Source organism: Streptococcus sp. HMSC034E03, assembly GCF_001811505.1.
In the GTDB taxonomy this organism is placed as follows: Bacteria; Bacillota; Bacilli; order Lactobacillales; family Streptococcaceae; genus Streptococcus.
The window spans coordinates 42,004-54,216 of the sequence record NZ_KV804998.1; the positions used below are offsets into that span (position 1 = coordinate 42,004).

13 protein-coding genes and 1 pseudogene are annotated in these 12,213 nt (G+C 35.6%); 3 read left to right on the forward strand and 11 right to left on the reverse strand.

Translation table 11 applies throughout. The annotated features are described in order from the left end of the window. Window positions 1–94: 94 nt before the first annotated feature. From HMPREF2805_RS09150 to HMPREF2805_RS09180, 7 genes are all read right to left on the reverse strand, one after another. Window positions 95–1,234 carry a tyrosine-type recombinase/integrase gene (locus HMPREF2805_RS09150; protein ID WP_075232260.1) on the reverse strand — a complete coding sequence of 380 codons (1,140 nt, stop codon included), beginning with the start codon at window positions 1,232–1,234 and terminating at the stop codon, window positions 95–97. A gap of 62 nt (window positions 1,235–1,296) precedes the next feature. Then, window positions 1,297–1,506, reverse strand: coding sequence for a DNA-binding protein (locus HMPREF2805_RS09155; RefSeq protein ID WP_070480168.1), 210 nt, complete (start codon window positions 1,504–1,506; stop codon window positions 1,297–1,299). Window positions 1,507–1,557: 51 nt separating this feature from the next. Further along, window positions 1,558–2,409, reverse strand: a complete 852-nt coding sequence (locus HMPREF2805_RS09160) for a rolling circle replication-associated protein (protein WP_075232261.1) — start codon at window positions 2,407–2,409, stop codon at window positions 1,558–1,560. A 237-nt stretch (window positions 2,410–2,646) separates the two neighbouring features. Then, window positions 2,647–3,213 carry a hypothetical protein gene (locus HMPREF2805_RS09165; protein WP_061087562.1) on the reverse strand — a complete coding sequence of 189 codons (567 nt, stop codon included), beginning with the start codon at window positions 3,211–3,213 and terminating at the stop codon, window positions 2,647–2,649. Between the two features lie 11 nt (window positions 3,214–3,224). After that, window positions 3,225–3,590, reverse strand: coding sequence for a hypothetical protein (locus HMPREF2805_RS09170; RefSeq protein ID WP_075232262.1), 366 nt, complete (start codon window positions 3,588–3,590; stop codon window positions 3,225–3,227). Window positions 3,591–3,729: 139 nt separating this feature from the next. Continuing rightward, complete coding sequence (locus HMPREF2805_RS09175) at window positions 3,730–4,155, reverse strand: sigma-70 RNA polymerase sigma factor region 4 domain-containing protein (protein ID WP_075232263.1); 426 nt, start codon at window positions 4,153–4,155, stop codon at window positions 3,730–3,732. A 195-nt stretch (window positions 4,156–4,350) separates the two neighbouring features. Further along, entirely contained in the window at window positions 4,351–5,304 is a 954-nt protein-coding gene (locus HMPREF2805_RS09180) for a hypothetical protein (RefSeq protein WP_075232264.1), read from the reverse strand. Between the two features lie 152 nt (window positions 5,305–5,456). On the opposite strand from HMPREF2805_RS09180, the gene HMPREF2805_RS09185 reads away from it, so the two are divergent. Together HMPREF2805_RS09185 and HMPREF2805_RS09190 are read left to right on the forward strand one after the other, a co-directional pair. Continuing rightward, window positions 5,457–5,789 carry a helix-turn-helix domain-containing protein gene (locus HMPREF2805_RS09185; protein ID WP_075232265.1) on the forward strand — a complete coding sequence of 111 codons (333 nt, stop codon included), beginning with the start codon at window positions 5,457–5,459 and terminating at the stop codon, window positions 5,787–5,789. A gap of 297 nt (window positions 5,790–6,086) precedes the next feature. Next, window positions 6,087–7,931 (forward strand): APC family permease, encoded by a 1,845-nt coding sequence (locus HMPREF2805_RS09190; protein ID WP_075232266.1) that lies wholly within the window; start codon window positions 6,087–6,089, stop codon window positions 7,929–7,931. 295 nt (window positions 7,932–8,226) lie between these two features. Here the strand turns inward: HMPREF2805_RS09190 and HMPREF2805_RS09195 are convergent, their stop codons facing one another. The 4 genes and pseudogenes from HMPREF2805_RS09195 to HMPREF2805_RS09210 form a co-directional block, all read right to left on the reverse strand. Beyond that, complete coding sequence (locus HMPREF2805_RS09195) at window positions 8,227–10,191, reverse strand: peptide ABC transporter substrate-binding protein (RefSeq protein ID WP_075232267.1); 1,965 nt, start codon at window positions 10,189–10,191, stop codon at window positions 8,227–8,229. Window positions 10,192–10,334: 143 nt separating this feature from the next. Then, window positions 10,335–10,469, reverse strand: a complete 135-nt coding sequence (gene rpmH, locus HMPREF2805_RS09200) for a 50S ribosomal protein L34 (protein ID WP_000831905.1) — start codon at window positions 10,467–10,469, stop codon at window positions 10,335–10,337. Window positions 10,470–10,976: 507 nt separating this feature from the next. Next, window positions 10,977–11,314, reverse strand: a pseudogene (gene cadX / locus HMPREF2805_RS09205) (Cd(II)/Zn(II)-sensing metalloregulatory transcriptional regulator CadX). 11 nt (window positions 11,315–11,325) lie between these two features. Beyond that, a complete protein-coding gene (locus HMPREF2805_RS09210) occupies window positions 11,326–11,940 on the reverse strand; it encodes a CadD family cadmium resistance transporter (RefSeq protein WP_075232269.1) in 615 nt (204 codons plus the stop codon). 28 nt (window positions 11,941–11,968) lie between these two features. Between HMPREF2805_RS09210 and HMPREF2805_RS11550 the strand changes: the two genes are divergently transcribed. Further along, window positions 11,969–12,097 carry a FanG protein gene (locus HMPREF2805_RS11550; RefSeq protein ID WP_083301318.1) on the forward strand — a complete coding sequence of 43 codons (129 nt, stop codon included), beginning with the start codon at window positions 11,969–11,971 and terminating at the stop codon, window positions 12,095–12,097. Window positions 12,098–12,213 lie beyond the last annotated feature (116 nt).

The window sequence follows — 12,213 nt, forward strand, 5'->3', positions numbered from 1 at the left end:
CAAATGAAAAGACTTTCTCTCTTCTATACTTCCCTATATTTCCCCTAGTTTCTATTCACTTTGGTTAGTACTTGGTTAGTTCTATGGTTAGCATCTACAGATGAATTTGATTAAGTTTCTCTCTCAATTCATCTTGTATATTTTTTGTTACATGACTATAGATCCTTAAAGTGATAGATTCATCTCTATGTCCAACTCGCTCCATAATAGCCTTTATGGGTATCCCTAGTTCAGCCAATAAACTAATATGCGAATGTCTAAGCATGTGAATATTATAGGATCTGTGCCCACCCAACACTACTTCACAAATACTTTTGATAAATCTATATAACAAAGGCTGTCTCATAATGTTACCTTGCTCAGTCACAAAGATGAACTCCTCATCAAAACAGTTACTACGAAAGTACTCGATAATATCCAAGCAACGTTCACTTAGTACTATCGTCCTGACAGAACCTACTGTTTTCGTTGTCTGTAAGATTCTCTCATCATATCCATGAGCAACATAATCTATTGTATGATCAATTGTTAAAAGATTCGCTTTGAAGTTTACATCTTGATAGCGAACCCCTATAAACTCTGCAAAACGAAGACCAGTTAAAAAGATAAATTCCATTGCCAAAGCATAACGCTTATCTTTATTGTGACTTTCACAATACGATAAAACCTGTCCTAGTTCCTCTCTACTAATGAAATTATCCTTTGCTTTTTGCAACTTCTCATAGTCCGCTTTCTGCTTCGGAATTACCACCCCTTTAACTGGTGAGTCAGAAATATATCCGACCTTTACAGCATAATCAAAGATAGCATTCAAGTATATTTTTCGATTTTTTCTTGTTGAATTTTGAACATTCAAATTCATTAGATATGTTTGAACTAGCTGAGTGGTGTAATCTGATATTCTCAAATTTCCTACTGCTCCCATGAAAAGCTCTAAACTTTTCATCTCACTTCTATAACTAGAAGATTTTATCTCACTGGAACGAATCGTTTTCCATTCTTCCAATAGTTGACTAAAAATCATTTCTTCTAGCTGTTTCTTTTCAACTTCCTCTTTTGTAGGGGCGGTTAGAAGTTTTTCGATTTTTAGCGCTAAACGACGTTTTGCTTCTGCTTGAGAAACTCTAGATTTTGATTTTAGAGTCACAGAGACTTGCTTCCACTTTCCCTCTCGTTCATGATAGAATTTTTCATAATAACGGTATTTCCCATTATCCAATTCTTTAAAAAACATTTCTCCTCCTTGTACTTTTAAAGCAAAGGAAAGCTATGTAGCATAGCTTAATTATAACACAACTACATAGCTTCCTCATATTTCTTTTGTTTATACTGCAAAAATTCCTTATAGCCTTCAACATCAATATAGACCCTCTTATGAGAAGGCTTTAAAATGTATCCTTGGAATTTTTCATTTCTCCGCATTTCTGTTAGATCATTGTTTAAGGTTTTTAACGGAACATCAAATAATTCCGTAATCCCTCTCTTGCTTTTATATATATTTTCCATAAAATTCTCCTATTTTGATATAATAGGGATGGTAAAAGGCATTTTCTTTTATTACCTACTTAGCTTGTCAGTTGCTCCTCTAAAAGTATCTGACAGGCTGTTTATATTATCGTAAAACTCCGTAGTATATTCTTTTACACCATGAGGAGTTTCATGTTTTGTGGTACGTGAAAATGTCGGAGGACTGTTAATTTTATAAGTTTCCATAAGCTCACCCTTTGTTGTTGTAATTTCCAAAGGCTTTTCAATTCCTCTGCTTGTACGATAAATTCGAATTCCTTTTGGATACATGTATAAACGAGCTCCTTTTACAATGGATTTGTTTTGTGAATCCTCATCACCTATCTGCAAATTAGATAAATAAGCAATCAAATAATTCCCAACCCTGTCAGCTATCCTTAACCTTTTGGTCTTGGTAAAACCTTGACCCCACATATTAGCAAGGTCATTGTTAGCAATTGTTAGCTCTGAATCATTCTTTAATAACACATGTAAATGCCACCTTCCACTAGCTTGTGGTTCAATGACCGTAATGTAATCAACCTTTCCAAACTGATTACGAATGCGACGAATGAACGCTTTGAAATCCATGTAAACAATTGCTGGCTCGGTAATATGGTCTCGATAAGTCAACGTTATCCATAACTGGTTGATACCTCCCGTAAAATTATGAGCTACTAGACGACGTAGTTTTTTCATAGTCTGTTTAGTAGACTTCAAATTATCGAGTCGTGTACTACTAGAAGTATCCATGTTATGTATTTCGCCTGTTTCCAAGTTTACATAGCGTTTCCCTTCAATAACTTTTATAACTTGCTCTTGTTGACCGTTCGCGGTTGTCATTTCGATCGTATTACCATAAACGTAACTTTTCACAATTTTACTAAGTTCTATTTGCTTCATACTCTATACCTATAAAAATATGCTTTGCGCTTTTGTGTGACGCTTATCAAGTTAAGGCGTCGTACTATCGATGATTAAATTCAGATTTATTCCATGATTTATTGACAATAGGGACCCTAAGATTATAAAACTGATTGTGTCGGCGCGGCGAACAAAGTTCGACCGCACCGCCCCAACCAGTCTAATCTATCTTAACCTATAGCCAATAAACTTTCACGGCATAAAGAATTTAACCATCTAAGACCACGGATGTTTCAACTTGAACAACGCCCCTTTAATCGTTCGTTTATCTGATTCATTACATATGATGAATACTAGATAGCGTAACCCATGCTTTACATATAGATCAGCGAGACCATGAAGAGCATATTTGTGCAAATAAAAAATCCAAGTATCCTGTATTCGTAATAGAACTTCTGGGGGTAGCTCTCCAAAAACTTGAAACCGGAAAACTACACACCTAGCTTCAAATTCTCGAATCCCATGGTTATCAATTGCACATAAAGGAACTCTTTCATCTGCTACATGCACTCTCTGAATTGACTTACTCCCATCAGCTTGATCAACTTCCTGCTCCTCATAAATCGGAGATAGCTTATATGCAAACTGATTTTCCTGAATATTTTCTTTCACTAATTCTACCAATACATTTTGCGTAGAAGCTAGAAATCTATTCCAGTTTTTTTGATTTTCTTCTATCTGGACTTTCATCTGGTACTCCTCAAGTTTTCTACTAAAAAGATGATAAACTTCCTTAGCACCTTCAAAAATCTTCATAGGTAATTCTTCGATAATCGATGGCATATTTGCCTCCTTTAAAGTGCGACAACTTCAATGACTTTTGCAGTCAAACTAAGTTGGTTACGATATTCTCCGTATACAATTGCTTTCTCAATGTCTACAATTTCTACAGATGTCAGCATTGGTTGAAACGTATCATAATCCTTCATAGATGCAAATGGAACTTTTACAGTGAGCTGCTCCCCAGTATTATTTTTTTCGTTGGGATAGTCACTTTCATCCGCAAAGATCAGCACGCAAACTTTTACACCTTTCTCCGTTTCCGAACCAGTTTCACTTTTTTCTATCCACCTTGTTGCGGACACAAAACGTAGTTCTTTGCGAGAAAGGAAAAGTGACGTATTAAACTCTGTAAAATAAGTTAAGTTCTTAAGTCCCATAATTCAATACCTTCTTTCTAAACTTAAAAGTAAATCGTCTACTTTTAAGCAAATAAACACTGTGACGATTACAGATAACAACGTTTAAACTTACACCTCCTTATCTATTAGGAGAAATTTCAATAGAATTCGGAGGAGATTATAAATTTTTTAATTCTTTTCGTAGAATCTCTACAATACGCTCATAGTGTCTTTTTACAGTTTTGTCAGTAAGTCTAACTTCCTTTGCAAGATGCAAGAATGATTTATTCTCAAAAACAACTCCAAACAAGATTTTTTTGTCTCTATCACTCAACAATCTCTCAATAGCATCGTTTATAATAGCAATTTCTTCTTTTTTAATTAAGAGAGATAATGCATCACTATCATCTGCTATCGTATCTAATAAAGAGCCTTTATCAATTGAACTACTGTCTAAACTACACAGACCATAAGATCTATCTTTTCTACATAAATTCTCATAAGACTGGTTTAATAAGTTATCTACCTTTTTCCAATCGTCAGTAAGTACAGCTCTTTGAATCGCTTCTTCTCTACGTTGTTCTACTTTTTTTAAATCTACCATATGTTGGTACCTCCTGCTAGGGTTTACCAACTATACAGAGTTTGTCTCTTCACGCTATCGCCAGTGGAAAAAACTTAGTAGTCATTTTAGATAGAAACAGTCAGATGTATAAAAAAATAGCAGTTATACAAAATCGTATAACTGCTATGCATTTTTTAGAGCCAAATCTATATGCTATTTGTCTTTTTTATTCAATTATTCTTTTAGTTCTACTTTTTCTAGTTCCATTACTGCGTTATTTTCTTTATTTGAGGTATCATTCTTCAAAAATCCTATGAATACTTTCTTACCATTTTCAACCGGGATATAGAATTGCACTCTATCTAAATCAACATATATTTTTTCTGTATCCTTTATCTTATATCCTCTACTTTCCATGATTGTGATAATTTGTTCTTTTGTTTTCAAATCCTTAACAGTATTAGTAAATGACTCATATGAAGTTAAATAAATCACCTTATCTCCTACAATAATTCTATCACTTGAAAACTTAATATTAGGTAATCTATCTATATTTTTTTGATCTTCTTCCACAGAACTTTTAGTTCCATAAACCTTCGTAACACGATAAGTTCCGCTAATTTTTGTGTTTACTAATGGTACTAACTCATATGGTACAGATGTATTCTCACCAATTATATCAAGATATACCATCTTATGTTGATCTATCTTATACAGGATTCTTCCGTAACGTTCTTGGTCTTTATTATCAAGTAATGAAATGAACTTCAAATCTTCTTTTTTGATTTCACTATTTTTTAATATCTCGAAATTTTCCTTAAATGATTTGACGATATCTTCTTCCGAAAGTTTAGTTTTTGTGATATTTTTAAAATCAGAATATGAATCATGAATAGTTACATCATAATTAAATACTTCATTATTTTTTAGCATATAGTCAATTTTTAATTTTTCTGAACCTGAAAATTCCCAAACACTAGTTTTAAGTCCTACTGAACCCCACTTCTTATCAAACAAATTATCACTTGATGAATTTTCGGAAAAATAATTAGATATAGTTATACCTGCAGCGGCAAAGATTCCCAATATAACAATCGTAAGTAATATGACTCTCACTAAACTAAATTTTTTAGTTCTCTTGCCATTCTTATTATCCTTTTTACCTTCTTCGTTTTTCTGCTTTCTCATATATCTTATTCTCCTTGATTTTTGTATTGTTTTTTATCTATTTTAACACAAAATAGTACGGTACGCTATACTTTATTGATATTTTAGACAGTTAATTGTACTTAAAAAATCATATAAAGGATAGTAGAATAGTACAAAAGAGGAAATTACGGATGGAAGCTAATCAATTACAAAAATACATAGCAGAGCGTATAAGAGAATGTAGAAAAGAACAGAATCTCAGCCAAGAACAATTATCCAATAAAGCCGGACTAGGTGTTAAAGCAATACAAAACATCGAGAATATGAAATACGATTTTAAAATACACACACTTGAAAAGGTTCTTACAGCTTTAGGCATGACCGTAGAAGACTTCTTTAATTTCCCACTTTCAGATAATTCCATCCCTATCACTACATTGACTGAAAACATCTCAGATTTACCACACACAAAAAAATTAAAAATCATTTCTTTGTTCAATGAAATTGTTAAAAATATAGATTAAAAGAGGAACTCTGAATGAATTCCTCTTTTTGTATGCTACTTTAACTTTCCTTTGGTTAGTTCTATGGTTAATTTATACCTTAATAATGTCAAGAGTCCTTAAACTGTACTCCAAACACTCTAGATATGTGTATCAAAAATCATTTATATTCCCTCGTTTTTTCTACCTTCTATTATACCAAAAAACTAGTCTCATTCTTATAGGAAAAAATATTTTGAAATCATTCATTTTTTCTTGACTGCTTATTTTCATAGCAGTATAATAGCTCTTGTTGAAATTTTCGGAAAAGGAAAGAAAATGTTTACAAAATTAAAATATACCTTTATTGGTCGTCCTCTTAAGTCCTTGACTGAAGGCGAGGGAGGACTACTTGGAAAAACACAGGCACTTGCAATGCTTTCAAGTGATGCCCTATCTTCTATTGCTTATGGACCTGAGCAGGTCGTTCTTGTCTTGGCTAGTCTATCTCCGCTTGCTATTTGGTGGAGTCTCCCTATCGGCATTTTTGTCCTCTTGCTACTTGCTAGTCTAACCATTTCTTACCGACAAATCATTCACGCCTACCCTCAAGGTGGGGGTGCCTACATGGTAACACGAGAAAATCTTTCTCCTGAGCTCGGTTTGATTGCCGGTGGAAGCTTGCTTGTTGACTATATGCTAACAGTAGCCGTATCCGTGGCCGCAGGAGCTGATGCGATCACAGCAGCACTTCCTGCACTCCATCCCTACAATCTCCATATCTCCATTTTTCTAGTATGTTTGCTCATGCTTTTGAATCTGCGTGGCTTGAAGGAATCTGCCAGTTCTCTGATGATCCCTGTCTATCTCTTTATCTTTAGCACGGTCTTCCTCTTATTGTTTGGTATCTTCCAACTATTGACAGGTTCTCTCAGCTATCATGCAACTTCTGCAATTGGTCAAACTGTCCCAAGTCTCTCAATCGTCCTGATTTTAAGAGCCTTCACCAGCGGTTCAGCTTCACTAACAGGGGTTGAAGCTATCTCAAATGCCGTTCCATTTTTCAAAACTCCCAAAGAGAAGAATGCAGCTCAAACACTGACCATCATGTCTCTGATTCTTGGTTTTCTCTTTGCAGGAATTACCTTCCTAAACTACTGGATGGGGATTACACCTCAACACGGAGAAACAATCCTCTCACAAATGGCTAAAGGAATTTTAGGGGATTCAGCTCTCGGTCAGATTGTTTATTATCTCTTCCAATTCTCAACTGCCCTAATCCTAGCCGTAGCTGCAAATACTGGTTTTTCTGCCTTCCCGATGTTGGCATACAATATGGCTAAGAACAAATACATGCCCCATCTCTTTATGGAAAAGGGAGACCGCCTGGGTTATTCAAACGGTATTTTGACCTTAGCCTTTGGCGCTATGATCCTTCTGCTCATTTTCAACGGAAATACAGAACGCTTGATTCCTCTTTATACTATTGGAGTTTTCGTACCTTTCGCACTTTCTCAAACAGGGATGATTCGCCACTGGAAAAAAGAAAAAGGCTCTCATTTCTTAAAATCTGCCTTTGCAAATATCCTAGGTGCCATCATTTGTTATGCCATCGTTCTTATCTTACTCTTCTTCAGACTTGGAGATATCTGGCCCTTCTTCCCAATTATCCTAGTCTTAACCTTCCTCTTTTTGTCCATCCACAGTCATTACCAAAAAGTGGCCAAACAACTTCGACTTTATGAAGGAATTCAAAAGAAAGCCTACGATGGCAATGTCGTCCTTGTCTTAGTAGGAAATGTTACTCGAGTCAGCGTTGGAGCGATTAACTATGCTCAAAGTATTGGAGATGAGGTTTTGGCGATGCACATTTCCACCAAGGAAACTGAGGAAAAAGACCAAGAAATTCTCCACGAATTTGCCGACTATTTCCCAAATATTACCTTAAAGAATATTAATACTAGCTATCGCGATATCATCACACCTACAGTTCGCTATGTTCGAAAAATCTCTCAAGAAGCCAAGAAAAAGAACTACACAGTTACAGTTCTAGTACCCCAATTTATCCCTAACAAACCTTGGCAAAATATCCTACACAATCAAATGAGCCTCAAATTAAAATATGCTCTCAGATGGCACGAAGATGTCGTCGTTGCCAGCTACTCTTATCATTTGAAAGAATAAAGAAAAGGCATTACCAGAACCAACAAGCTCCTGGTAGTGCCTTTTTTCTGAATCTAGTCCCTAAAATTAGACTTATACTCAATGAAAATCAAAGAGCAAACTAGGAAGAGAGCCGCAGGTTGCTCAAAGCACTGCTTTGAGGTTGTGGATGAAACTGACGAAATCAGCTCAAAACATGGTTTTGAGGTTGTAGATAAGATTGACGAAGTCAGTTACCTATACCTACGGCAAGGCGACGTTGACGCAGTTTGAAGAGATTTTCGAAGAGTATTAAAATTTTATTGATAACCTTCTTCTATTGAACGTGGTTAGCCAAATCTTCTTGGGCTTTTTTATTTGACTCCGCTTTTTCTTTTTGCCATTTTTCATAAAGTTCCTGGTACTGTTTAGCAGTCACAGGTTCCTTTTGCAATTCAACATATTTGTAGTTGTCCGCATCTCCCTTGTGTCCAACAAATGAGAAGGCCCCTGTAAATGGAACAGTCTTACGGAAGATTGGATTAGCTCCTCCACTTTGAACTGGGAGGAAGAGAGCGCTATCTGTTAGCCAAGCTTGAACTTCGGCAAATTTTTCATAACGTGTTTGCGTATTTTCATTCTCACTATCTGCCGCATCCAACAACTTCTTGTAGGTAGCTAGACCGAGTTTTTCCTTGATATCATTGTCTTTCCCTGGAGTCAAGCCAAGATTTTTCAACTGAGAACCAGAGTCTGGATCCAAAAGGTCAAGATAGGTTTTCGGATCTGAGAAATCTCCACTCCAACCTGAGATATCGATGTCATAGTCCTTTTGATCGGCGGTATCAGCAAAGAAGGTAGCATTGTCTTTCTCATCTGGTGACAATTGAATGATATCAATAACCACATTATCTGATCCAAGCGTTGCTTCAACTGTCTGTTTGAAGGAGCTTGCCTGCTGAACGTCCAACTTAGCAGTTTGGTCTACCAACATATCCAAGTGGATAGGGAAGGTCACGCCTTCTGCTTGCAAACTTTCTTTAGCCTTGGCAAATTCAGCCTTGGCTTTTTCAGGATCCAAGAAAGCTGCTTGGGCATCGTTTAGATTGATGTTAGACCACTCTGTACCATAGTTGACCATCTTTTCATTGACAGCATCTCCAAAGTTTTTGCCACCGATTTGAACAAAGTTACTTGGTGTGACTGTGTTTCGAAGGATTCGGTCAGCTCCATCTTCTCCATTCGTCTGGGCAGCATAGGCATGACGGTCAAAGGCAAAGTTAATAGCCTGACGGAAGTCTTTGTTTTGCATTGCTAGACGAGAATCCTTCTTTTCTTTGTCCGTCTGTTTCATGGTTTGCTTGTAGCTTTGACGATTGATATTGAAGAGATAGTAGAAGGTTATAGCGTTTTGAGGAGTATAAGTAATCTTGTCCTCATTCCCTTTTTTCAACTGGTCAAAGACTGAGCTTGTTGGGAAGATACGACCATCTGTGTAGTTGCCTTCCAAGAAACCTCTAGCCAAACTATCTTGGTCTGAACCGTCATAGAAGGAAAGTTTTACTTTCTCAATCTTCACATTGTCCTTGTCCCAGTAATTCGGATTCTTTTCAAATTCAATTAAAGATTTTGATGTGAATGATTTGAATAAGTATGGTCCATTTGACAGGATACTAGATGGAGTTACACTTCCAAATTCGTCCCCCTTAGATTTCAAAAAGGCTTCATTGACTGGACTCAAAATTCCACCTGTTGTCTTAGAATTCCAGTAGGACTCTGGCTTGTTTAAGGTATATTGGAGAGTATAGTCATCGACTGCCTTGATACCGACAGCCTCAAAGTCTGATGATTGACCCTCAACATAGTCCGCCAAACCTTTGATAGAGTCTTGCACCAAGAACAAGTTTTCTGCCTTTTTATCCGCCGCATACTTGAGGCCTGTCACAAAGTCATGAGCTGTTACCTCTGCATATTCTTCCCCTTCAGAGGTATACCACTTGACACCTTTACGGATTTTATAGGTATAAGTCAAACCATCTTTTGATACTGTCCATGATTCAGCCATGGAAGGAACCAGATTGCTATACTTATCATTTTCCAACAGTCCATCAATCAAGTTTGTCGTAATGCTAGACGTCGAGCCACGTGTCGAAGTAATGTAGTCTAATGTATCTGGATTGCTAGCAAATACATAAGAGTAGGTTTTATCAGATGCATTTGACTGTGTCGAGCTACAAGCTACCATCAAGAAGCTAGCACTCAAAATTCCAACCCCTAGTAAGAGAGCTTTTGATTTTTTCATAAATATTCTCCATTTATATAGTATATGAAATATTATACACTATTATAGAAAAAATAGAAAGCTTATACAAACTATTATTTTAGAGCAAAACAAAAGCCAGTAGACTCGAGTTCCTACTGACTTCTTTGTTGAATTCGTTTGGATTATGCAGCCAAAACTTTGCGTCCTTTACGACGACGAGCTGCCAATACGCGACGACCGTTTTTAGTTGACATACGGTTACGGAATCCGTGTTTGCGCGCACGACGTAGTTTACTTGGTTGATAAGTACGTTTCACGATGAATACCTCCTCATAGATTTTGTATTCGTTTAGCCGGCTATAAAGTGATCAGTTACTAAACATACTTTACTATTCTATCTGATTCTTTTGCATTTGTCAATAGCTCTGGCAAATGTTTCCAGCTTTTTTGCTGAGGGGATAATTTGAAAATCCTTCCAATTTACTTTCGAAATCTATAAAATATCTAATGTACTAGTAATTTTCCCAATTGGTACACTCAAAGTTCCAAGTTTTTCCTCTTGAAACCTTCCGCCTGCCTATTAAATGTAAAAGGTGCTTTCTATATTTTCCTTCTGTCACTTCTTGCATTTAAAAAGCAACAACACCGTAGGATGACGATTCTACCGTCTTTTAATTGGCAATAAACAAGATATTTAGCAATAATCCTTTCTAGTTATCATCGATTAAATATCATTTTAAAAAAAACTAATATGTGTAGTTATCTAAAACCTCTATCTATTCTTCTTAAACAACACAAAAACGCTCTAGACGTAAAAATAGTTGTTATCCTAGTTGATTAAAAAATCTCTGATTTCCTCATCTTTTATAAAATAATATATAATTTTCCCCTCTCTTCTAGTATCCAAGATGTTTTGATTGGCTAGTTTACGAAGATGGTGGGAGGCAGATGCCATACTGAGATCTAGTAAACAGGCTATATCACAGACACAGAGTTCTTCAACAGCAAGGAGATAAAAGATGATATTTATCTGTTTATTATCGGTAAACTTTGTTAAAATGCGAAGTGATTTTTGGACTTTTTCCTTTTCAAGGTAGTTCATTGCGGTTGTAACATTTTGTTGATTTATAATATTCACTTGGCAGATACTATCTTTTTTCATAATATTTTCTCCTAGCCTAACATAGTCCATAGCATGTCAAAGCTGTTGTTTTCAATCAGGATATACATCCCCAATCCTAAATAAACAACGGCAATAAACCATCTGCTATATTTTTCCAAAGTTTCTCCAACAGAAGGGACTTGTGCCAATTTTTGGGCAGAAAAAACCAAGAGATAAATCATGACTAGAAAGGTAAGTAAAGCCACTATCAAATTCGCTAAATTTAAGGTAATAAAATATGGGACAAAAACACCAATATTGTCAGCACCACAACTTGCAAAAGTAATCATAGCGACTAGAAAAATTAGGTTTTTATTATCTTTGCGCAAACCATCTTTTGCAATAGCTTCTCCATCAGAATCTCCTAAAAGCAAAACTTTGAAGCCTAGGAAAATTGGAATCAAACCGAGCAAACCTAAAATCTCTTTACTAGGAATATAATTTAAGACAAATGCAAAAAGTAAACTTAGCAATATTAGACTAACAGAGCCTAGAAATTGTCCTAAATAGATGTTAATGATGTCTTTTCTGCTTTTTCTTTTGGCAAAAAATAACATTAGGATAATAAGTAAGTCTACGGCTGTCCCAGAATACAGGATTATTGAAGTAACAACATTTTGAATCATAAAACACCTCATTCAAATATATTTTTGAATGTATTCTAACATTAAACTTTGTAGATGTCAACTTCAGCCCCATCAAAATATAGATAAGAAGGTAGTGTACCAAACATTAAAAAGCTCTGCCATCGAAATGATAGCAGTGCTTAATTTCAATATCTAAATGATATATTTATCTAAAAAAGGTAGTGAAAAATGTAGAGATTGAACTGAAATATAGTAAAATTAACAAAAGAAAAAACGCTTGGAATGAACTGCACCCCAAAAGTTAGACAGAAA